Origin of the sequence: Ruminococcus sp. SR1/5 (assembly GCF_000209835.1) — a bacterium.
Classification (GTDB): domain Bacteria; phylum Bacillota; class Clostridia; order Lachnospirales; family Lachnospiraceae; genus Blautia_A; species Blautia_A fusiformis.
On the sequence record NC_021014.1, the window covers coordinates 2,996,375 to 3,018,149 of the forward strand.

Here is a 21,775-nt window from a genome sequence, read left to right on the forward strand (position 1 = left end):
GAAATGTGTCTGGCAGAACAGGACAGCAGAAAGAGAGGAAAACGATTTGGGATTACAGGATGACAGAATGTCAGGAAATATTCAGGATATCGCAAGACTGATCACAAGACTTCTTCTTAAGGGAGATATGCCGCAGTATACACTTCCTGCAGCAGAGGCAGATTATACAGAGGCAGACCAGCTTTTTAAGAAGGTTATCGGACTTGCTGATGAGGGTGACATCAACGGAGCGGAAAATGAGCTTCTTATGAACATGGAGGAAGATGATCCGGATTATCTGGAGCTTGCCCTTACCTTTTATCTGCATCTCAATGATATGGACGTAGATTACCTGGATGATCACGATTATTCCAGGGAGGAGATCCTGGACGGGTTGAAAAGCCTGGCTGAGGACTGGGGAGTTACAGGACTGGAGGCACTTGTCTAATGCGGCGGGAGGTTACACTGGAGGAAATTTCCGACGGTCGTTTATACGAGGCAAATGACATGGTAAAGGCAGACTGTCAGGACTGTAAGGGCTGTTTTGACTGCTGTACGGGAATGGGAGATTCTGTTGTACTGGATCCGCTGGATGTATGGCGGTTAAGTCAGGGACTTCACTTAAGTGTGGACCAGCTGCTTGCCGGAAAAATAGAGCTTGGCGTCACAGACGGAAATATTCTGCCGCATCTTAGGATGACAGGGGCAGAGGAACGATGCGTATTTCTGAATGGCAACGGAAGATGCTCCATCCACAGCTTTCGTCCGGGCTTCTGCCGTTTGTTCCTGCTGGGAAGATACTATGAGGACGGGAGTTTTAAATACATCCTTCAGATCCACGAGTGCAAAAAGACCAGCCGCAGTAAGATCAAGGTCCGGAAATGGGTAGATACTCCGGATTTTCGAAATTACGAAAAATTTGTCTGTGACTGGCATTATTTTCTTCTGGATGTCCAGTCGGTTCTCTATGAGAGCGAGGACAGTGATCTGATCCGAAACCTGAACATGTATGTGGTAAACCAGTTTTACAGGAAGCCTTATGATGAGAAGCGGGATTTTTATGAGCAGTTTTATGAGAGACTTGCGGCGGGAAAAGAACTCCTGAGCCTTGGAGTGTGAAACGGACCAGGCAGCGAGGTGTCTGAGCTTACCTGCCTGAAAGTCTCTCGCGCGGAGGAAAGAAAGGATTTTTTGACATATGAACTTAAATCAGCTCACATATTTTGTGACTCTTGCCCAGATCGAAAATTATACCAGAGCAGCCAAGAGGCTGGATATAACCCAGCCAAGCCTGAGCCATGCGATCTCCAACCTTGAAAAGGAACTGCAGGTTCCACTTTTTGAGCGTCACGGAAGAAATGTGACCATGACCAAATACGGGGAAATGTTTCTGAAATATGTGCAGGACTCCTTACATATCCTGAATCTTGGTGTGGAGAGGATACAGGAAGCGGCAAGGATTCCGGGAGGAAGTATTTCCATCGGATATATCCATACCCAGGGACGCAGATTTATCCCGGAGCTTGTCCGGGGGTTCCTTAATGAACAGGAGGGGAAGAAGATTGATTTCCGTTTTCAGAATGCAGCTACCGGAAGTCTGATCCGGGGTCTGAAGGAAGAGAAATTCGACGTGATCTTCTGTTCCCGGGCAGAGGGCGAGAAGGAGATCAGCTTTGTGCCGGTGTCAGAAGAAAAGCTGGTGGCTGTAGTGCCTGAGAACCATGCTCTTGCAGACCGAAATTCAGTGACCATAAAAGAGCTGGGGCAGTATCCGCAGGTGACCTTTACCCCTGCAAGCGGACTGTATTTTGTGATCCGGGAGCTTTTCGAAAAGGAAGGACTTTCACCGGAGACGGCCTTTGAGGTAGAAGAGGATGGTGCACTGGCAGGTATGGTGGCGGAGGAATTTGGTGTAGGCATTGTGCCGGATGTACCGGTGATCCATACACTTCCTGTGAAAATCTTAAATATTGAGAATCTGCACTGCCGTCGTTACATATACATGGGAATGATGAAAAATCGGTATCCAAGTGCGCTTGTGGAGCAGTTCCGGGATTATATATACAAGCATTACCGGATCTATGAAGTGATACAGTAGAATCTTGGTGATAAAATTTCTGTAAAAAATCTCTGCTTCTGTAATAGGGCGGAGATTTTTTTGACACAGATCCTGGCGTGAATACTATAGCAATTCCATAAATTACTGCAAACAATTCAGTCCATCATAGCGTGAAGTCCGGCGTCAGATATCTTTGCCGTGCCTAAAAATTATAAAAATAATCTATAGTTCACATGCGTAAATTCAATGAAAATTTGGGTTGAGATAAAAATGACCAGTTGGTATAATAAGGACAGATACTTGATTTAAAGTGATAAAGTGATGACGGAAATCCGTAATAAAATGAACGAAGTAAAGGAGATATTATGAACCAGTTAGAAGTATTAAGAGAAAGCCTTGGACAGTGCGATGAGATCATCCTGGACGCACTCCTTATGAGAAACAGGATCGTAGAGGACATCATGGTATACAAGGAAGCTAACGATCTTCCGGTACTTCAGCCGGAACAGGAGGCGAAGCAGAAAGGATGGCTGGAAGCCAGAATGGAAGGCAGACGTCATAAGAAAGAGGTCAATGATGTTTTTGCAAGCATCACACAGAACAGTAAAAGGATCCAGTCCAGAAATCTTTTCAATTATAATATCTTCCTGATCGGATTTATGGGAGCTGGTAAATCTACGATCTCCGATTATCTGAAGAATGTTCTTGCCATGGATGTTGTGGAGATGGATCAGTGTATCGTGGAGAGACAGGGAATGAGCATTTCCGATATCTTTGAGACTTACGGTGAAGAGTATTTCCGTGAGCTCGAGACAAATCTTCTGATCGAGATGCAGTCCAGATCTAATGTTGTAGTATCCTGTGGCGGTGGTGTTCCGATGCGGGAGCGCAATGTTGCCGAGATGAAAAAAAATGGCCGTGTTGTACTTCTGACTGCAAAGCCGGAAACTATTCTGGAACGTGTAAAGGATAATCATGACCGTCCTTTACTTGAGAACAACAAAAATGTTTCATTTATCGCTGATCTGTTGGAAAAACGTCGCGCGAAATATGAGGCAGCAGCAGATATAGTTGTTGAGACAGACGGAAAGAGTGAGCTTGAGATCTGTGAGGAGCTGATCCACAGACTTCGTGAGGCAGAGGCAAATAAATAACTGCTGATCATAAAACAGAATAGTTTTACATATAAAAGGGACAGCTGTCCGATAAACCGTACAGAAACAGAACGGAGATCGGGCAGCTGTCCTTTATGATATAAAAGATCCGGACCATATATTTGCAGATGAACAGATCGTTTAATTGGTCTTATAAAAAATTTCCCTCGAGGTTTCCTCGATCACAAATTTTTTAAAGGCTTCCACGACCGGCGGATGGTATACATCCTTCAGCATGGCCATGTAGAAATTCCGCTGCCAGCTTGGAGAGACAAGGGGCAGGATCTTAAGGTTCAGAGAGTGAAGGATCGGGATATCCGGTGCAATGCAGATGCCGAAATCATTGGCAACAAACCCTGCGGCAACCTGATCCTCATCGATCTCAAAAGCCACATCCGGGTACTGACCGATGCTCTTAAATAACTGGTCAATGATCTGGCGGAGACCGCTTCTCTTCTTGAAGATGATCTGCTTGTATGGAAGCGTTTCCTCCAGATGAATCTCGGATTTCTCAGCAAGAGGATGTTCCGGCGGAACGATGACGACCAGATCCTGCTTGGCAACCGGAATAAATTCGATCAGTGGTTCGTCGTCAAATTTGGAACAGAAGCCGATATCGTATTTCTTCTCTTTCAGTCCGGTGAGGATATCGCCGGTAAGAACCTTATCACAGAACAGATTGAAATGGATCTGTTTTCCCTTATTGGCATTAAGAAAGCTGCGGATGATCTTTGGCATAAAGTCAACACCCAGAGTTCTGAGAAAAGCCACATCGATCTGTCCTTCTCCCTTTCCTGCAAGCTGGAGACCGTTTACGGAGGAATCCAGCCGGTTCAGAGTTTGTTCCACATCCTCCAGAAAAGACTTGCCATATTTGGTGAGAGAAACATTCCGTCCGTTTTTTCAAATAATTTCACTCCAAGCTCTTCCTCCAGAGAAGAGATCGCGTGACTTAGGCTGGGCTGTGTGATGGCCAGAACATCCGCAGCTTTTGTATAATGTTCCAGATGAGCCAGTGTCACGAAATAGCGAAGATGATACAGATTCATTTTTTAATACTCCTTTCGTAAGTTTATCTGAATGTTTTACTTCGGACAGATCCCCGGTAAGTCTGACAGACATAAGAGATTTGCCGGGCCGTATGCAGTGACGGCGGCAATACGGCTGAATGTGTTTTATATAGTATAACATGATATATTGATAAAATCTATGGATTCTCCTGGTACAATCAATTTGTTTTGTATTTAACAAAGTTATATAATGCTTATAGAAAAAAGATACAAAATAATTTAAAAAACAAATAAAATTATTTAAATTTTCAGGAGGAATTATCATGTCAAAAGAATTTCCAATCACAATCAGTTCCTGGACACTGGGAGATCAGTGCAAATTTGAGGACCGTGTAAAAGTTGCCAAAGAGGCTGGCTATGAGGGAATCGGCCTGAGAGCAGAAACCTACGTAGATGCCCTGAATGAGGGACTTTTCGACGAGGATATCCTGGCAATCCTGGATAAATATGACATGAAGGTAACAGAGGTTGAGTACATCGTGCAGTGGGCAGAGGAGCATCGTTCCTATGAGCAGAAATACAAAGAACAGCTCTGCTTCCATATGTGTGAATTATTTAACGTAAAACAGATCAACTGCGGACTGATGGAGAACTATTCCGTAGAGTACACAGCACAGAAGCTTCGTGAGCTTTGCCACAGAGCAGGCAAATACATCATCGGTGTTGAGCCAATGCCATACAGCGGAATCCCGGATGTGAAAAAGGGCTGGGCTGTTGTAAAAGCTGCTGACTGCGAGAATGCGAAACTGATCCTTGATACATGGCACTGGGTAAGAGCAAACCAGCCGATCGAGCTTTCCGTACTTGAGGGAATCCCGGCAGACAAGATCGTATCCATCCAGATCAACGATGTATGGGAAAGACCATATGCAACAACGATCTTAAGAGATGAGTCCATGCATGACCGTCTTGCTCCTGGAACAGGAATCGGAACAACAGTACCGTTCGTAAAAATGATCAAAGAAAAAGGCATCAGACCAAATGCCATCGGCGTAGAGGTTATCAGCGATGCAAACCTTGAAAAAGGTATCGAGTATGCTGCAAAACATACATATGAGAACACAAAGAAGGTACTGGAAGAGGCTTGGCCGGAAGTACTGTAATTAATATAAGAAACTAATATTTCAGACGGGCCCCTGTTTCCGACGTCATACCGGTGACAGGGCGTTACCGTGAAAGAAACAAAAAGATTGTTTCAAAGGAAAGGAGAACGCATATGAAATTCAATGCGATGTTTCAGCCGATCGAGATCGGTCCTATGACAGTAAAGAATCGTTTTGTTGTTCCGCCAATGGGAAATAACTTTGCAAACACAGACGGAACAATGAGTGAGCAGTCCGCTGCATATTACAGAGAAAGAGCAAAAGGCGGATTTGGTCTGATCACCATCGAGGCTACTGTAGTTCACAAGGGCGCAAAGGGCGGCCCGCGTAAACCATGTCTTTATGACGACTCTACGATCGAGAGCTTCCGCAAGGTTATCGACGGATGTCATGCAGAAGGAGCAAAGGTGTCCATCCAGCTTCAGAACGCAGGTCCGGAAGGAAATGCAAAAAACGCAGGAGCACCGATCACAGCAGCAACCAGTATCCCGTCAGTGTGCGGCCGTGATATTCCGAAGCAGCTTACAACTGAGGAAGTTTACGAGCTGATCAAAGGCTACGGTGAGGCAGCAAGAAGAGCTATGGAAGCAGGAGCAGATGCTGTTGAGATCCATATGGCACACGGTTATCTGGTAAGTACCTTCCTCTCTCCGAGAACAAACAAGAGAGTGGATGAGTTTGGCGGATGCTTTGAGAACCGTATGCGTTTCTCCCGTCTGATCATCGAGGAAGTTAAAAAAGCAACACAGGGAAAGATTGCAGTTCTTGCAAGAATCAACTGTGCAGATGAGGTTCCGGGAGGACTTGATGTCCACGACAGTGCAGCGATCGCAGCATATCTGGAAAGCTGCGGACTGGACGGACTCCATGTATCCCGTGCCGTTCATATCAAGGATGAGTTTATGTGGGCACCGACTGTTATCCACGGTGGATTCTCTGCAGCAGAGGTTGAGGAGATCAAACGTGCGGTAAATATCCCGGTGATCACAGTTGGACGTTATACAGAGCCACAGTTCGCAGAACTGATGGTAAAAGAAGGAAGAGCAGACCTTGTAGCATTCGGACGTCAGAGCCTTGCAGATCCGGCTATGCCGAAAAAAGCACAGGAAGAGCGTCTTGAGGATATGACTCCTTGTATCGCCTGTCTTCAGGGCTGCGTTGCAAACATGTATGCAGGAAATCCGGTATGCTGTCTGACAAACCCGTTCCTGGGTCATGAGGCAGAGCCGCTTGAGAAAGCTGAGGAGCCGAAGAAGGTTATGGTTATCGGTGGTGGCGTTGCAGGACTTTCCGCTGCGTTTATCGCAAAGGAGAGAGGCCATGAGGTAACACTTTATGAGGCAGGAGATGTTCTCGGCGGAAACATGAGACTTGCTGCATATCCGCCGGGAAAAGGTGACATCACAAACATGATCCGCAGCTACATCCATCGTTGCCAGAAGGATGGCGTTAAGATCGTGATGAACTGTGAGGTAACTCCGGAGCTTATCAAAGAAGAGAAGCCGGACAGCGTGATCATTGCCACCGGTTCCAAGACTCTGATCCTTCCGATCGAGGGAATCGACAATCCGGCTATCATCCACGGCTCTGATCTTCTGGATGGCAAGAGAGCAGCAGGCAAAAAGGTTCTCGTTGTCGGCGGTGGAATGGTTGGATGCGAGACAGCTGCATTTTTAGGCGAGCAGGAGCATGATGTAACTGTTATCGAGTTCCGTGATACCGTAGGTGCAGACGTGATCCACGAGCACAGAGTATATCTGATGAAGGATTTCGAGGACTACGGAATCAAGGAGATCACCGGAGCAAAGGTATGCAAATTCTATGAAGACGGTGTAGAATATGAGACCGCTGACGGAGTACGTCACGAGTCAAGAGGATATGATTCTGTGATCCTTTCCATGGGATTCCGCAACTACAATCCTCTGGAAGAGAAGATCAAAGACCTTGTACCTGAGACACATGTGATCGGAGATGCTATCCGTGCAAGACGTGCACTGGATGCAACAAAAGAGGCTTATGAGGTAGCTTCCAGGATCTGATCTGCCAATCTATCCAATAAACCGGACAGTACAAAAATTAAAAAGATACCCTGACAGACACCGGAAAAAATATATCCGGTGTCTGTCAGGGGAAAATGCAGGAGGTAAAAAGAAATGGAACAGAGAATTAAAGGAACAACTGGTTTACTTGCACTGATCGGAAGCCCTGTAGGACATTCCGGATCCCCGGCTATGTACAACTTCAGCTTCCAGTACCATAACCTGGACTATGCTTACATGGCATTTGATATCAAAGAGGATCAGGTTCCGGCAGCTCTTGATGCAATGCGTCTGTTCAAAATGAGAGGCTGCAATGTAACCATGCCTTGCAAGAACAAAGTAGCGCAGTGTGTAGACGAGCTTTCACCGGCAGCAAAGATCATCGGCGCTGTAAATACTATCGTAAATGAGGATGGAAAACTTGTTGGACATATCACAGACGGTATCGGATTTGTCCGCAACCTGAAAGAGCACGGTGTTGATGTAAAGGGTAAAAAGATGGTAGTCCTCGGAGCAGGCGGTGCAGCTACAGCCCTTACTGTACAGTGTGCCCTTGACGGAGCTGCATCCATCGCGATCTTCAATCCTGACGATCCATTCCTTGACAGAGCAAAAGGAACTGCTGAGAAGCTTGCAAAAGAAGTACCGGACTGCAAAGTAAGCGTATATTGCCTTGACGACCAGGACAAACTGAGAGAAGAGATCGCAAACGCAGATATCCTCGCGAACGGAACACTTGCAGGAATGAAACCACATGATGACATCACACTGGTTGATAAATCCATGTTCCATAAGGATCTTGTTGTTGCTGACTGCGTATACAATCCGGCAGAGACAAAGATGGTAAAAGAAGCAAAAGAAGCAGGCGTGAAGCTTGCGGTAGGCGGAAAAGGAATGCTTCTGTGGCAGGGTGCAGCATCTTACAAGCTTTACACAGGTCTTGAGATGCCGACAGATGAGTACCAGAAATTTCAGGCTGAGAACGAAGGGAAATAAGAAAAATGAGCCAGACAGGTAAGAAAAATTTAGTGATTACTTCTATCGCGCTGTATTTTACATATTTCATCCATGGAATCGGAGCTTCCATCATGGGTCAGTACAAGCCGGAGCTTGCGGCTCACTGGGGAGCAAAGGCTTTAAGTGATGGAACTATGGATGTCAGCATGGTAGTATCTGTAATTGCCGCACTTGGACTTGGAAGACTGATCTCTCTTCCGTTTTCCGGTCCCCTGTCCGACAAATTCGGACGCAGATTAAGCGGAATCATCGGCGTGATTTGTTATGCAGCATACTTTATGGGAATCGCATTTGCTCCGTCTATGGGAGTTGCCTACGCCTTTGCCATTGTAGGCGGTATCGCAAACTCCTTCCTGGACACCTGCGTAAGCCCGACATGTATGGAGATTTATGTAAACAATCCTTCTGTAGCGAACCTGTTTACAAAATTCTCCATGTGTATCAGCCAGTTTCTGCTTCCTTTCCTCATCGGATTTGTAGCAGCGGCGAATATGTCCTACAGAACCATCTTTATTGTTGCAGGTGCTGCGATCTTTATCGATGGAATCCTGATCCTGTTCCTGCCATTCCCGGAGAGAAATACAGCAGGTACAGTAAAGAAAGAAAAAGCAAAATTAAAGATCACTCCTGCAGCTCTTGCAGCAATCCTCATCGGATTTACAAGCTCTTCTACATTCATGCTGTGGCTGAACTGTAATCAGGAGCTCGGAAAGCTTTATAACTTAAGTGATCCTTCCAAGATCCAGTCCTTCTATGCAGTAGGAACCTTTGCAGCGATCCTGTGTTCCTCTGTATTTATCAAAAAAGGACTGAAGGAGATCAATATCCTGATCATTTATCCGCTGATCTCTTTCATCATGCTGGGACTTTGCTACTTTATCCAGAATCCGACAATTTGTCTTATCGGTGGATTTGTGATCGGTTTTGCAGGTGCAGGCGGTGTGCTTCAGCTGGCTGTTTCCACAACTGCGGAGTTCTTCCCGGAAAACAAGGGAACTGCAACATCCATGGTCATGATCGCATCCAGCGTTGCGAACTACACCATTCTGACACTGGCCGGCTACATTACAAAGACTGCCGGAACCAGTGCTCCGAGAATGATCCTGCTTCTCAATATGGCAGTGACATTCATAGGAATCCTTCTTGCACTGTTCGTTAAGATGAACCGTGGAAAAGAGGATTGACTGAATCAAGGAAATCCCTTGGGGTGAATATCCGTTTGACTACAGTAAAAAAAGTGAATCATTGTATGGATACAGACAAAGATGACTGAATCTGTGCAAAACAAAGTTCCAATTCGGGAACAATTCCCGGATTGGACTTTACCGTTTCTGGAAATGTTTGTTAATTAACAAACTTATAAAGTAAAAGATACTATATATGTATTATCAAAAAAACGACAAAGGAGAATCGTTATGGCACGTGCAGCAAGACAGCGAAGAGAAAACGAACTGCCCTACATTCCGTTTGGGCCATTTCAGATTCGTTTTCCGTTTATTCACTATAAAATTGAGTCCGTAGAGTTTATCCAGGGCCTGATCCTCGGGGTTACGGCACTGGCGGCGGTTCCTTATCTGGAACAATATCTGGGATTGCCTTATGAGCTGGCATGGAGCTGTGTGATCATAGAGACCATGCTGTATATGCTACACAGCTTACTTGGTGATCCGGTTGTACCGGGATGGATCACACCGACCCTTCCGCTGACGATCGTATTCCTGGAAGGCTTCCCTATGGGAAAAGAACGTATCCAGGCAATGATCGCCCTGCAGATGCTGGTTGGTCTCGTGTTCATATTTATGGGCATCACCAAGCTTGCGGATAAATTTGTCCATGCAGTACCAAATTCTGTTAAGGGTGGTATCCTTCTTGCTGCGCCGGTGACGGTTATGGCAGGACAGCTGGGAGAGGGCGGCAACATGCATAAGTATCCGCTGGCGATCGTTGCCGGTGTAGGCCTTCTGATTCTGATCAGCTTTTCAGATAAATATCAGGAGAAGAGAAAGAACAACAAATTCCTGGATCTTGTTGCCAGGTATGGAAACCTTTTCCCGTATCTGATCGCCATGGTGGTAGGTCTTCTTGTAGGCGAGCTGGATGCGCCTGGTTTGGAGCTGGGAACCTTTATCAAGATCCCGCAGTTCAAAGAGATCATCTCACAGGTAAGTATCTTTGGTGTGGGAATCCCGCCGGTCTCCATGTTTGTCAAAGCGCTTCCTCTGGCACTTGTATGTTATGTTATCGCATTTGGTGATTTTGTTACCACAGAGACACTGGTTACAGAGGCACGCCAGTCCAGAGATGATGAGTACATTGATTTCAATTCCAGCCGTTCCAACCTGGTCAGCGGCATCAGGAACCTGATCCTTTCCGTCATTGCCCCATTCCCGCCGCTTTCCGGTCCGTTATGGGTTGGAATGACAGTATCTGTTTCCATCCGTTACAAGGAGGGAAAGAAAGCTATGAAGTCTCTGATCGGCGGTATGGCATCCTTCCGTATTGCAACGTTTTTAAGTGTGCTGATCATTCCGGTTGTAAGCTTCTTCCGTCCGATCTTCGGAGTCGGTTCCTCCATTACTCTGATGTTCCAGGCCTTTGTCTGTGCAAGGATCGGTATGGATTACTGCAGAACAGACCGTGACAAGATGATCGCAGGTGTTATGGCAGCTGTGCTTGCAACCCAGGGAACTGCATGGGCATCCGCATGGGCCCTGGCTGTAGGCTTCGGTCTGAATATCTTCCTTTCAAACTGGGACCCCAGAAAGAAAGAGGAGAATGCCATCGAGGATAAAAATTGATCAGAGGAATAACAAAGATATAAAAAACAGAAAAAGAAGAAGTGTGCTGGATGGGTCAGCACACTTCTTTTTTTGTCATGAGATTTGTTGTTTTTAATTATTATTTTAATAGATTTGCTATTATGGGATTAAAATTGCAAAAATTTGTTACATCAATTGGGTTTAAAAACTGGTTTATAATTCGCGTTCTGTTACAAAAATCTACCGTAGATCCTTTTTATGGGAGGTTACAGGATCACAGGCTTTTGTGGATAATGTCAAGAACCTGTGCAAGCTCGTTGACATTGATCTGTCCCGGTGCGGAAGCTTTGGTAGCTGCACCGAAGGTAAGGGCGGAACCGAAGGTTTCGCCGGCGAGACGGCTGACAACACCTGTACCTGCCATGGACATGGTAATGATCGGGCGGTCGGCGAACTGCTCGGACATTTCCAGCGTGGCACTTAAGAGTGTAAGCACGTCCTGTTTGTTTCTTGGCATAACAGCCATTTTCGGGATATCTGCGCCATAGTCCTGCATCATGCGAAGACGGCGCACGATCTCATCCTTCTCAGGAGTTGCGTCAAAATCATGGTTGGAAGCGATGACCTTTACGCCATAGCTGTGTGCTTCCTGGATCATGCTTTTTACGATCTCCTCACCTGTGAAGGCTTCTACATCAATGAGATCTACATAGCCGCTTTTTGCGACAGCCATGTTGAGTGCTTTGTAAGCTTCGTTGGAGATCGCTTTTTCTCCGCCTTCTTTTGCAGTACGGAAGGTGAAGAGGATCGGAGTGTCCTTTAAAACGGTCTGGAGATCTTTTGCCACATCCAGAACCTTGTCTGTGTCAAAAACGTCCTCAAACCAGTCAACACGCCATTCCACAACGTCTACGGGGATCCTTGCGAAGGTCCCTGCCTCAAGGAGGATATCATCCTTTGTCTGTCCCACGATCGGGACACAGATCTTCGGTCTTCCCTCTCCGAGTGTGATATTTCTTACCTGAACTGTTTTCATAATGGTCCTTTCTGATACGACAGGAACAGATAGCAGTTTAGTCGTCGTATCTGATGTTAAGAATCTCTTTCATATGTTCGATCGGCATCGGTTCGCCGGTCCACAGTTCAAATGCAGCGGAGCCCTGGAAAAGCATCATGCCAAGGCCGTTCATTGTCTTGCAGCCAACTTCCTTTGCCATAGAACGCATAGCAGTTTCAAGAGGGGAGTAAGGCACGTCAACAACGATAAGCTCCGGGCGGAAGTAAGACTTGTCCGGAACAACGGACTGACCTTCCAGTGGTTTCATTCCAACACCTGTCGCATTTACGAAAATATAACTGTCAGCCATTTCTTTTTCAGCTGGTCAAGATCTGCCAGATCATAGAGAACAGCATGGCTTGAAGTTCTGGTGTTGATCTTTTCTACCGTAGATACTGCACGGCCCCAGAATTCATCTTTGCGGTTGAAGATCACGATCTCGCCTACACCGTCAAGTGCTGCCTGGATCTCGATAGCAGTTGCGGCACCACCTGCACCTACGATGGTCATTTTCTTTCCGATAGCGTCGATGTTATTGTCTTTCAGTGCTGCCATAAATCCGATACCGTCTGTGATATGGCCTGTAAGATGACCATGATCATTAACGATGGTGTTTACAGCGCCGCACATTTCTGCTGCCGGTGAAAGCTCGTCAAGGTACTGGCCTACCAGAGTTTTGTTCGGCATGGAAACGTTGGAACCTCTCATTTTCAGAGTACGGATTGCTTTTACAGCATCCTCGATCTCGTCTGCACCAACCTCAAATGCAAGATATGCATAATCATAGCCAAGCTTTGCAAAAGCTTCATTCTGCATGGCAGGAGAGCTGGAGTGGCGGATCGGATATGCCATAAGACCAATCAGTTCGGTATGTCCTGTGATTCTTTCTGACATGGTAATAACTCCTCTCATTGGTAAAATCTGGATGAAGATTTGTCTTTTTTAAACCTCCCACCACATAGATCTGAAGAAGTTGCGGACATTCTCCGGACGGCTGCGGGGGAGGAAGACGTGGAAAATCTATGTTACGGATCACCGAGTGAACTGTAACAGATCTATATACACTTTCCGGGAGAAGGATTGAAATGTTCCCGGAAAGGGTATAGCGGAAAAATATTAAAGGTATCCCTTCTGCTCAAGAACGGTAAGGACATTGCGTCCTTCCTGGGTACCGTCAATGATTCGTCTTGCTCTCTGGCTGTCGCCGATGTTCATGATCTCAACATCCTCAGAAGAAAATTCCTCTGTGAGGTTCTGGTAAAGCTGTCCCTGAGCTCTCATTCCGAGACATACGAAGCCGTACTCAAATGGAAGCTCATAAGGCTCACCGTCGCCCCTGACAAGGAAGGAAGAATCCTTAACCTCAAGGAGAGCAGTTTTTGTAAGCTGATGTACATTGTGTTTTTTCATCATGGTCTTTGTGTCATTTTTGCTTACCGGGTCAAGATCACGTCCGATCTGATCCATCATCTCAACGATAGAGATGTCTGCGTTTCTGTCAGCAAAGAATTCCACAACATCAAGACCTACAGCACCGCCGCCTACAACTACAACCTTTTTGCCTTCCAGATCCTTCGGAAAATCATTAATGTGGCTGATCATACCAAGAATAGAATAAATATTATGGTTCTCGTTGTCAATACGATCCTTCAGTCCTGCGATCGGAGGCAGAAGCGGAGCGGAGCCGGTGGAGCTTACGATGATATTCGGATGGAACTTGCGGATGTTTTCCGGTGTTCCTTCTGTGTTTTTGAAGATGTAAAGATTATCAAGCTGTTCTGCACGATGCATGAGATAGTGCGGGAAATCAGCAAGACGGTTCTTTGCAGGGATCTTTGAGATCAGAGATGCAAGTCCGCCAAGCTCATTGCTTTTTTCCAGAAGGAAGGTATTGCATCCAACCTCTGCGGCTGTACAGGCAGCTTCCAGTCCGGCAGTGCCACCGCCGATAACGACCACGTTGCAGTTTTTATTTACATGTTTTTTCTTATATACATCGCCCTCAAGAACCGATGGGTTTACAGTACAGCGGATCGGACGGTTTACACCGATACGGTTTCCGGCACAGCCAACGTTACAGGAGATACATTTGCGGAGGTCACACTCATGACCTGTGGCAACCTTGTTTACCCATGCAGGGTCTGCGATCAGACCACGGCCCATACCGATCAGGTCTGCATCACCGTCAGCCAGGATACGCTCAGCAACCTTCGGGTCACGGACATTACCCATGGAGATACATGGCTTGTTGAATTTTTCTCTTACGGCCTTTGCCATGTAGGAACGCCATCCGTCCGGGAGATAATTTGCATCGATCTGGTACTGGATGGAACCGTTAAGTCCGCAGGAAACATCGAAGATATCAACCTCTTCCTGAAGATAATCCAGGTATTCCAGAGTATCCTCCAGTGTATTTCCGCCTTCCATCAGCTCATCCGCACTGAGACGGAGCATGATCGGGAAGAAAGGTCCTACCTGTTTCCTTACCTCATCGATGACCATACGGCAGAAACGGGTACGGTTCTCAACAGATCCGCCGAACTCATCGGTACGCTTGTTTGTGATCGGGGAGAGGAACTGACTGATCAGATAGGAGTGTCCTGCATGGATCTCTACCGCGTCAAAGCCAGCTGTCTGTGCACGTTTTGCAGCCTCACCGTATTTTTTTACGATGTGAAGGATCTCGTCTTTGGAAAGAGGACGCGGGATCTCGCCGCCTTCTTTGGATGGAACGTCAGATGCGGAAACCGGCTGCATGTTGATCCTGGAAGAAACAGCGGAAGCTCCGGCATGGTTGATCTGGATCGCGATCTTTGTTCCGTATCTATGAATATTTTCACAGAATTTGAAAAGACGTGGCAGATAGTTGTCATGGTCGATGCGCAGCTGTGTGGTTCCGTTGGAGCCCTGCGGGGAATCGATACTTGCGTTCTCTACGATGATGAGACCTGTGCCACCCTTTGCACGCTGCTCATAATAATTGATATGAAGAAAACTCATTTCGCCGTTCTGTTCACCGTAGTTGGTGCCCATCGGCATCATAACAATACGGTTCTTGATAGTCATATTTTTAACGGTTAATGGGGAAAAAATATGCGGATAATCATTCTTCATCTGAAAAAAACCTCCCTGGTTATTTTAAATAGAATCGTTTGTTTGTGTTAATTATATAACAGAATAATCTATAAAACTAATTCATAATACGAGCAATATAATAAAAACAATCTATAGATTTTTGGATATCATCTTTCAGGCTGCAGGTACTTGCATGCTTATAATGTGAAAAAAACAGATGTAGAAGGACAACTGGTTACTGAGAACGGAGTGAACGGTAACGCTAACTGGAAAATGGTATCGGATCCAGGGGGTTTACATATATGATTTTAACGTGTTATCATAACAAATAAAAAAGATACAGAAAACGGAGAAACGGGCAGGCTGAAACGGATCAAATGTAAGACTGTATTTCCGCGTTCTGTAAAAAGACAGGAGATAGATAAAATGGAATTCTGGGATATTTACGATGCAGATAAGAAACCGACAGGACGGACTATGAAGCGCAATGACTGGTGTTTAAAAGATGGAGAGTATCATCTGACAGTTTTGGGCGTGGTAGCAAGACCGGACAAGACCTTTCTTATTACTAAACGTGTGATGACAAAGGCCTGGGCTCCGGGCTGGTGGGAGGTTTCCGGCGGTGCAGCCCAGGCGGGAGAGGCATCCCGTGATGCAGTACTCCGTGAGGTAAAAGAGGAGACCGGACTGGACGCCAGTGAGGCAGAGGGCGGATACCTTTTTACATATAAAAGAGAGAACCCGGGGGAAGGAGATAATTACTTTGTGGATGTGTACCGTTTTGTCATGGATGTGGAGGATAAGGATCTGAAGCTTCAGATGGAAGAGACAGACGGATATATGTTTGCAACCCTGGAGCAGATCCGGGCGTTTGCCGCAGAGGGAAAATTCCTACATTATGACAGTATTAAGAAGGCGTTTGAGTTTTAAGCAGATTTCTGACTGGTTTTCCGCGAGGATTTGAAAATAAATGTTGTTTTTTGTGGATTTCTATTTTTAAAAACGTTGTTTTTTGACTTGTTTTCGAAGAATTGTCTTGACATTAAAATTGGTAAATAGTAAAATTAAATCAGATGAACTGCCAGAAGGTTTTTTGACCATGAGCAGGTAGCAGAGCGGATTTCAAAGATCTGCCTGACTTTAGGAAGTTGTAAGCCGGATGAATGAAATCCGGCTTATAAAATTATCCAATATTATCAGATCGAGAATAATATAAAATTTTGAAAGCGAGGAATCATCAATGGCGGATGAACATAGAGATCAGATCAGAATCGTACAGGAAACCGTAGCCGGTAAGGAGATCACATTTGCCCATATCATGGGTGGTCCGGCACCTATCATATATCAGAAGCTTGGACTGAATCCGCAGGTGGACTATGGATCATCTGCAATTGGTATCATGAATATGACACCTTCCGAGTCTGCTGTGATCGCATCCGATATTGCTGTGAAGAGCGGTAATGTGTATCTTGGATTTGCAGACCGTTTTACAGGAACACTGATCATAACAGGAGAGATTTCCGATGTGCAGACTGCAATGGAGGAGATCGTGGATTATTTCCGTGATACTCTGGGATATGTAGTATGCAATATCACCAAGAGATAAGGAAGTGTACCATGGAAGAACGGATAACAAAGGAAGAACTGCTGGAGAGGCTGTTTCATGATGATTATGAGAACCTTAAGGGAAGAAGACTTCGGCTGACCCGGGTGAGAGTACCTGGAAAGGAGCTTTCCTTTGCACATGTTTTTACGCCAAGTGATAAATCTGTTTATGAGAATCTTGCGTTACATATCGGTGTCCATGAAGGCGAGGACCACAGGGGAGATGCCATTGGTATGGTCAGAGTCACACCCTGGGAGGCGATTGTAGTTGCGGCAGATGTTGCAGTGAAGGCAGCTCATGTGGAAGTAGGATTTATGGATCGTTTCTGCGGGACGCTGATCCTGACAGGCGGTTTTACGGAAGTGATGACAGCTGTGGAGGAAGTGGTGCGATTTTTCCATGAGACATTGAAATTCGATGTCTGTAAGATCCACAGAAGCTGAGGCAGGACGGGATAAAAAATGAAAAAATTTTTCTGATGGGTCGAAGTGAAGCCGGCAAAACATCCCTGACACAGGCGCTTAAAGGGGAAGAGCTTCATTATCATAAGACTCAGTATACCAATACAAATGAAGATACTATTGATTCACCGGGAGAATATGCGGAATCCAAGCATTTCAGCGTAGGACTGGCCTGCTTTTCCTTTGAGGCGGATGTGATCGCCATTGTACAGGCAGCCAATGAGCCCTTTAACCTGTTTAGTGACGGCAGCAGGAATTTTCTACTACGGCCGCTGATCGGGATCATCACCAAGGTGGATTCTCCCCATGCCAACATTCCCATGGTCAGACAGTGGATGGAGAACATGGGCTGTGAGAGGATCTTTATGGTAAATAACAAGACCAGGGAAGGCATCAGCGAGCTGATGGATTATCTGCAGGATGATCTCCCGACGCTTACGCTTGAACAGGCGAAATTCAAGCAGAGCCTTGGCCTTAACGAATGGGATTCCATGCCGGAAGGGGTGGAGTATCCGGAATCCATACGGTAAAATAGTAATATTCACGAAAAATGAATAAAAATACAAAATTCAAACAGAAAAAGTAGAAATTCTTCCGGAACTGTGATATACTGTCATCGTTTGGAAGATTCGTGGGCTGAAATGTAAGATCCCCAGAGCATGAAGGATAAAGAGGATAGAAACGGGGCTCGCAGATATATGGCAGAAGAGCTGTATGTCGGGAACACCGGGTATCCGTATCTGCCTTCATGTTCCGGGGATTTTTTATATTCTATACACAGATTTTCCGAGTGGATGCAAAAGACAAAAAATAAGAAGGACAGGAGAGGAAAAGATGTTTGAATTATTTGAAAATCTGACCAACTGGCTCTGGGGACTGCCGCTGCTGATCACGATCCTCGCTACAGGCGTATATCTGACAGTACGTTCCGGTTTCTTCCAGTTTCGCCATTTTGGTTACATTGTGAAAAACATGTTCAGTAAAGAACGTCGCCAGGAAGGCGGAGATGACGGAAAGAGCCTGACACCGTTCCAGGCTATTTCCATTGCGATCGGAGGTACTGTTGGTGTATCCAATATGTCCGGTGTTGCAACGGCTATTGCAACAGGAGGACCTGGGGCATTATTCTGGCTCTGGATCGCAGCGCTTCTTGCCATGGTCATCAAGATGGCAGAGGTAACACTTGCTGTATACTACAGAGAGAAACAGCCAAACGGTGAGTACCAGGGAGGCCCGACCTACTACATGCAGAAGGGGCTTGGCGGAGAGAAAAAGCTTCCCTTCTGGAAACTTTTTGCAGTACTGTTCGGCGGCTGTATTTTCATGACATGGTTCATTACTTTGCAGAATTATACAGTATCAGAGGCTGTCGGAAGTACCTTCCACCTGCCGTACATCGTACCGTCACTTTTGTATGTGGCAGCGATCTATCTGATCATCATCGGCGGTGTAAAGAAAGTCGGCGTGATCTCTTCCTATATGACACCGATCATGTGCATGCTTTACATTGTAGGCTCTCTCGTAATACTGGTAGTGAATTTTGACAAGCTGCCGGAAACCTTTGGACTGATCTTCAAGGGTGCATTTACAACACAGGCGGCAGTCGGCGGATTTATGGGAGCCGGTGTTGCAACAGCAATGCGTCTTGGCTTTGCCCGTTCCGTATACAGCAACGAGGCAGGCTGGGGAACATCTCCAATGATCCATGCTTCCGCAAAGACAGACCATCCTGTAAAACAGGGACTGATGGGAGCATTTGAGGTATTTGCAGATACTATCGTAGTCTGCTCCATGACAGGTCTTGTCGTTATCACCACAGGCTACTGGAATTCAGGACTTCAGGGGTCAGAGCTGACACTGACAGCATTTGAGTCCGGAATGGGCTCTGTTGCGAGAGCATTGATCGCGATTAGTATTTTCCTTTTCGGACTGACAACATCAACCGGATGGTTCACCTACTACAGCGTGATCCTGAAGCACTGGCTGAAAAATAATCAGAAGGTTCTGAAGATTGCAGAGAAGGTTTTTATCCTTGGAACACCATTATGGGGTCTTTTGGTCACAGTGCTTACTCTTTATGGAAACGGAACACCGGCGCAGCTGTGGGTAATTGCAGACTTTACAACCGTATTCCCTACATTTGTAAATGTTGCCACATTATTTATCTTAAGTGGTACTTTCTTTAAACTGCTGAAGGATTACAAGGCGCGTTACATGGGAATCGGAAAGGTAGACAAGGATATGGCACTTTTCTACGAGGATAAAAAAGAAAAAGAGGAAAAATAAACAGTGGATACAATTTTTTTAACGGATGTATAAGAACACTGGATGACAGTGAAAAAGTGGCAGAGGCTGTGGGAATCGAAAATGGCCGGATCGTTTTTGTGGGAACTGATAAAGAAGCGGAAGCTTTTTCCTGCAAAAAGCGGATCGACCTTAAGGGAAGGCTGATGCTGCCCGGTTTTGTGGATACACATATGCATATGCTGCATTATGCATTTGTGGAAAGATCTGTAAAACTGTTTGACTGCACAAGTGTTGAGGAAATGCTTGCCGCAGCAAAAAAAGACTGGAGGAGAGCAAAGGTCAGAAGCTGACCTGGCTCTACTGCAGAGGCTGGAATGAGGAACATTTTGATAAGCCACGCTATCCGCACAAGGATGAGCTGGATGCGCTCTCAACGGAAATCCCCATCATTATGGTGCGTGTCTGCGGGCATGTGGCTGTGTGCAACAGTTGCGGTCTGGAGCTTCTGAAAAAATCCCGGAGTTCCCGGAGATTGCGAAGGAGGTTGACCTGGATACCGGACTTCTGAAGGAGAATGCAGTACAGTTTTATTCTTCCGTATTGGAAGCACCATCCCAGGAAGAAGTGGAAGACTACATCAAATACAGTGCGAAGAAGCTGAATGAATGTGGATTTACAGGTGTACAGTCCGATGATCTTGCCTCACTTCCGGGGAAAAACTGGCGTCGGATCATGGCCTCCTACAAGGCACTGGATGCCAGAGGAGAGCTGAGTATCCGCCATTATGAGCAGTGCCTTTTTGAGCGGGCGGAGGATGCGAAGGCTTTTATTGAGGAAGGATATCGTACCGGGCAGAGGGGAGATCACTTTACTGTCGGACCGATGAAGCTGATCCAGGATGGTTCCCTTGGTGCAAGAACAGCGGCCATGAATGAGCCTTACGAGGATTCGCCGGGAAATACCGGGATCATCACATTCAGTCAGGAGGAGCTTGACGATCTGTTTGCTTTTTTTGACCAGCATCAGATGCAGGCAGCGGTACACTGTATCGGCGATCGTGCCATGGATATGGTCATTGAGGCAGCTACGAAATCTCCTTACCGGAAGGATAATAAAAAGGGCAGACATGGTATCGTACATTGCCAGATCACCAATCCGCGTATTTTGCAGGGGATGAAAGACCAGGATCTTCTGGCATATATCCAGCCGGTATTTATCGATCTGGATATGAACACAGTGGAACCTGCCATCGGCGCACACCGTATGGATAAGGTGTATGCATGGAAGAGCATGCTGGATATGGGAATCCATACGTCCGGCGGTTCGGATGCTCCTGTGGTAAGCTTTGATGCCATGGAGAATATTTATTTTGCAGTCACCCGCAAAAATATCAGCGGTCAGCCACAGGAAGGCTGGATCCCATCCGAAAAAATGTCTGTAGATGAGGCGGTGAAGCTTTTTACAAAAAACGCAGCTTACGCTTCCTATACAGAAGACGAGAACGGAACCATCGAAGTGGAAAAAAATGCAGACTTCGTAGTTCTGGAGAAAGATATTTATAAGATTGATCCGGATGAGATCAAGACCACGAAAGTGGATATGACAGTTCTTGGCGGTGAGATCGTTTATGAGAGAAAAGTAGAAGAATGACGGCAGTATAAAAAGAAAAAAGTGAGAGGCAGAGTCTGAGTGGAGCAGGCTCTGCCTTTTTTGTGTGGTGCGGTAAAAAGTATAGAACAAATATTCGGTTGTCCTATACTTTTTTATGCTGAATGATATACTGTAAAAGCAACAATAATAAAGATAAAAGCACTCTCTTTACATATAGTAACAGGCAGTATTTACATATCCACAAATTTCAGAACAACAAGGAGAACCGTATGGATCATTTCAAATTACACTCCGAATACCAACCCACAGGAGACCAGACTTAGGCTATCGAAAAACTGGTCATGGGTTTTAAGGAAGGCAACCAGTTCGAGACTTTGCTGGGTGTCACCGGTTCCGGTAAGACCTTCACCATGGCGAACGTCATCGCCCAGTTAAACAAACCAACTTTGGTACTTGCGCACAATAAAACACTTGCGGCTCAGTTATATGGTGAGTTTAAGGAATTCTTCCCTGAGAACGCAGTGGAATACTTTGTCTC

General features: G+C 45.9%; 23 protein-coding genes and 1 pseudogene. 19 read left to right on the forward strand and 5 right to left on the reverse strand.

Going from position 1 to position 21,775, the window contains the following annotated elements:
- Positions 1-46 precede the first annotated feature (46 nt).
- The 4 genes from CK1_RS15070 (at position 47) to CK1_RS15085 (ending at position 3,192) form a co-directional block, all read left to right on the forward strand.
- Positions 47-427: a DUF6483 family protein gene (locus tag CK1_RS15070; protein ID WP_022426444.1), complete on the forward strand. Its 381-nt coding sequence runs from the start codon at positions 47-49 to the stop codon at positions 425-427.
- Positions 427-1,098 (forward strand): YkgJ family cysteine cluster protein, encoded by a 672-nt coding sequence (locus CK1_RS15075; protein WP_015527021.1) that lies wholly within the window; start codon positions 427-429, stop codon positions 1,096-1,098. The genes CK1_RS15070 and CK1_RS15075 overlap by 1 nt, the downstream gene beginning before the upstream one ends.
- Positions 1,099-1,177: 79 nt before the next feature.
- Positions 1,178-2,077, forward strand: a complete 900-nt coding sequence (locus CK1_RS15080) for a LysR family transcriptional regulator (RefSeq protein WP_015527022.1) — start codon at positions 1,178-1,180, stop codon at positions 2,075-2,077.
- Between the two features lie 326 nt (positions 2,078-2,403).
- The gene (locus CK1_RS15085) at positions 2,404-3,192 is read left to right on the forward strand and encodes a shikimate kinase (RefSeq protein WP_015527023.1); all 789 of its coding nucleotides are present in this window, start codon (positions 2,404-2,406) and stop codon (positions 3,190-3,192) included.
- A gap of 141 nt (positions 3,193-3,333) precedes the next feature.
- Here the strand turns inward: CK1_RS15085 and CK1_RS15090 are convergent, their stop codons facing one another.
- Positions 3,334-4,041, reverse strand: coding sequence for a LysR substrate-binding domain-containing protein (locus CK1_RS15090; protein ID WP_353611180.1), 708 nt, complete (start codon positions 4,039-4,041; stop codon positions 3,334-3,336).
- A complete protein-coding gene (locus CK1_RS18510) occupies positions 4,026-4,241 on the reverse strand; it encodes a LysR family transcriptional regulator (RefSeq protein ID WP_015527024.1) in 216 nt (71 codons plus the stop codon). The genes CK1_RS15090 and CK1_RS18510 overlap by 16 nt, the downstream gene beginning before the upstream one ends.
- 284 nt (positions 4,242-4,525) lie before the next feature.
- On the opposite strand from CK1_RS18510, the gene CK1_RS15095 reads away from it, so the two are divergent.
- The 5 genes from CK1_RS15095 (at position 4,526) to CK1_RS15115 (ending at position 11,219) form a co-directional block, all read left to right on the forward strand.
- Entirely contained in the window at positions 4,526-5,365 is an 840-nt protein-coding gene (locus tag CK1_RS15095; RefSeq protein ID WP_015527025.1) for a sugar phosphate isomerase/epimerase family protein, read from the forward strand.
- A 113-nt stretch (positions 5,366-5,478) separates the two neighbouring features.
- Positions 5,479-7,404, forward strand: coding sequence for an FAD-dependent oxidoreductase (locus CK1_RS15100; RefSeq protein ID WP_015527026.1), 1,926 nt, complete (start codon positions 5,479-5,481; stop codon positions 7,402-7,404).
- A 114-nt stretch (positions 7,405-7,518) separates the two neighbouring features.
- Positions 7,519-8,400 carry a shikimate dehydrogenase gene (aroE, locus tag CK1_RS15105; RefSeq protein WP_015527027.1) on the forward strand — a complete coding sequence of 294 codons (882 nt, stop codon included), beginning with the start codon at positions 7,519-7,521 and terminating at the stop codon, positions 8,398-8,400.
- A 5-nt stretch (positions 8,401-8,405) separates the two neighbouring features.
- Positions 8,406-9,605 (forward strand): MFS transporter, encoded by a 1,200-nt coding sequence (locus CK1_RS15110; protein WP_015527028.1) that lies wholly within the window; start codon positions 8,406-8,408, stop codon positions 9,603-9,605.
- A 231-nt stretch (positions 9,606-9,836) separates the two neighbouring features.
- Positions 9,837-11,219: a SulP family inorganic anion transporter gene (locus CK1_RS15115; RefSeq protein WP_015527029.1), complete on the forward strand. Its 1,383-nt coding sequence runs from the start codon at positions 9,837-9,839 to the stop codon at positions 11,217-11,219.
- Between the two features lie 235 nt (positions 11,220-11,454).
- Here CK1_RS15115 and aroD read toward each other — a convergent pair whose 3' ends face one another.
- The 3 genes and pseudogenes from aroD to CK1_RS15130 all read right to left on the reverse strand — a co-directional run bounded on the left by aroD (position 11,455) and on the right by CK1_RS15130 (position 15,351).
- Complete coding sequence (aroD, locus tag CK1_RS15120; RefSeq protein ID WP_015527030.1) at positions 11,455-12,216, reverse strand: type I 3-dehydroquinate dehydratase; 762 nt, start codon at positions 12,214-12,216, stop codon at positions 11,455-11,457.
- Positions 12,217-12,253: 37 nt separating this feature from the next.
- Positions 12,254-13,131: pseudogene (locus CK1_RS15125) on the reverse strand (shikimate dehydrogenase).
- Positions 13,132-13,353: 222 nt separating this feature from the next.
- On the reverse strand, positions 13,354-15,351 hold the full coding sequence (locus CK1_RS15130) for an oxidoreductase (RefSeq protein ID WP_015527033.1): 1,998 nt from the start codon (positions 15,349-15,351) through the stop codon (positions 13,354-13,356).
- A gap of 387 nt (positions 15,352-15,738) precedes the next feature.
- On the opposite strand from CK1_RS15130, the gene CK1_RS15135 reads away from it, so the two are divergent.
- The 10 genes from CK1_RS15135 to CK1_RS15180 form a co-directional block, all read left to right on the forward strand.
- A complete protein-coding gene (locus tag CK1_RS15135; RefSeq protein ID WP_015527034.1) occupies positions 15,739-16,242 on the forward strand; it encodes an NUDIX hydrolase in 504 nt (167 codons plus the stop codon).
- 310 nt (positions 16,243-16,552) lie between these two features.
- Positions 16,553-16,918, forward strand: a complete 366-nt coding sequence (locus CK1_RS15140; RefSeq protein WP_015527035.1) for a BMC domain-containing protein — start codon at positions 16,553-16,555, stop codon at positions 16,916-16,918.
- Positions 16,919-16,929: 11 nt separating this feature from the next.
- Entirely contained in the window at positions 16,930-17,361 is a 432-nt protein-coding gene (locus CK1_RS15145; protein ID WP_015527036.1) for a BMC domain-containing protein, read from the forward strand.
- A gap of 11 nt (positions 17,362-17,372) precedes the next feature.
- Complete coding sequence (locus tag CK1_RS15150; RefSeq protein WP_306289118.1) at positions 17,373-17,909, forward strand: EutP/PduV family microcompartment system protein; 537 nt, start codon at positions 17,373-17,375, stop codon at positions 17,907-17,909.
- A 129-nt stretch (positions 17,910-18,038) separates the two neighbouring features.
- On the forward strand, positions 18,039-18,221 hold the full coding sequence (locus CK1_RS15155; RefSeq protein WP_015527038.1) for a hypothetical protein: 183 nt from the start codon (positions 18,039-18,041) through the stop codon (positions 18,219-18,221).
- Positions 18,214-19,665: an alanine/glycine:cation symporter family protein gene (locus tag CK1_RS15160; RefSeq protein WP_015527039.1), complete on the forward strand. Its 1,452-nt coding sequence runs from the start codon at positions 18,214-18,216 to the stop codon at positions 19,663-19,665. The genes CK1_RS15155 and CK1_RS15160 overlap by 8 nt, the downstream gene beginning before the upstream one ends.
- A gap of 56 nt (positions 19,666-19,721) precedes the next feature.
- On the forward strand, positions 19,722-19,976 hold the full coding sequence (locus CK1_RS15165) for an amidohydrolase family protein (protein WP_306288966.1): 255 nt from the start codon (positions 19,722-19,724) through the stop codon (positions 19,974-19,976).
- Positions 19,973-20,194 carry an amidohydrolase family protein gene (locus CK1_RS15170; RefSeq protein WP_306289119.1) on the forward strand — a complete coding sequence of 74 codons (222 nt, stop codon included), beginning with the start codon at positions 19,973-19,975 and terminating at the stop codon, positions 20,192-20,194. Before CK1_RS15165 ends, CK1_RS15170 begins: the two co-directional genes overlap by 4 nt.
- Positions 20,107-21,276, forward strand: coding sequence for an amidohydrolase (locus CK1_RS15175; protein ID WP_306288967.1), 1,170 nt, complete (start codon positions 20,107-20,109; stop codon positions 21,274-21,276). The genes CK1_RS15170 and CK1_RS15175 overlap by 88 nt, the downstream gene beginning before the upstream one ends.
- 287 nt (positions 21,277-21,563) lie before the next feature.
- Positions 21,564-21,775: DEAD/DEAH box helicase family protein (locus tag CK1_RS15180; protein WP_502685138.1), on the forward strand; the 212-nt coding region annotated here is incomplete at its 3' end.

Coding starts and splice junctions, on each gene's coding strand:
- CK1_RS15075 (WP_015527021.1), top strand. CDS start 427: ATGCGGCGGGAGGTTACACTGGAGGAAATTTCCGACGGTCGTTTATAC.
- CK1_RS15080 (WP_015527022.1), top strand. CDS start 1,178: ATGAACTTAAATCAGCTCACATATTTTGTGACTCTTGCCCAGATCGAA.
- CK1_RS15085 (WP_015527023.1), top strand. CDS start 2,404: ATGAACCAGTTAGAAGTATTAAGAGAAAGCCTTGGACAGTGCGATGAG.
- CK1_RS18510 (WP_015527024.1), bottom strand. CDS start 4,241: ATGAATCTGTATCATCTTCGCTATTTCGTGACACTGGCTCATCTGGAA.
- CK1_RS15095 (WP_015527025.1), top strand. CDS start 4,526: ATGTCAAAAGAATTTCCAATCACAATCAGTTCCTGGACACTGGGAGAT.
- CK1_RS15100 (WP_015527026.1), top strand. CDS start 5,479: ATGAAATTCAATGCGATGTTTCAGCCGATCGAGATCGGTCCTATGACA.
- aroE (WP_015527027.1), top strand. CDS start 7,519: ATGGAACAGAGAATTAAAGGAACAACTGGTTTACTTGCACTGATCGGA.
- CK1_RS15110 (WP_015527028.1), top strand. CDS start 8,406: ATGAGCCAGACAGGTAAGAAAAATTTAGTGATTACTTCTATCGCGCTG.
- CK1_RS15115 (WP_015527029.1), top strand. CDS start 9,837: ATGGCACGTGCAGCAAGACAGCGAAGAGAAAACGAACTGCCCTACATT.
- aroD (WP_015527030.1), bottom strand. CDS start 12,216: ATGAAAACAGTTCAGGTAAGAAATATCACACTCGGAGAGGGAAGACCG.
- CK1_RS15130 (WP_015527033.1), bottom strand. CDS start 15,351: ATGAAGAATGATTATCCGCATATTTTTTCCCCATTAACCGTTAAAAAT.
- CK1_RS15135 (WP_015527034.1), top strand. CDS start 15,739: ATGGAATTCTGGGATATTTACGATGCAGATAAGAAACCGACAGGACGG.
- CK1_RS15140 (WP_015527035.1), top strand. CDS start 16,553: ATGGCGGATGAACATAGAGATCAGATCAGAATCGTACAGGAAACCGTA.
- CK1_RS15145 (WP_015527036.1), top strand. CDS start 16,930: ATGGAAGAACGGATAACAAAGGAAGAACTGCTGGAGAGGCTGTTTCAT.
- CK1_RS15155 (WP_015527038.1), top strand. CDS start 18,039: ATGAAGGATAAAGAGGATAGAAACGGGGCTCGCAGATATATGGCAGAA.
- CK1_RS15160 (WP_015527039.1), top strand. CDS start 18,214: ATGTTTGAATTATTTGAAAATCTGACCAACTGGCTCTGGGGACTGCCG.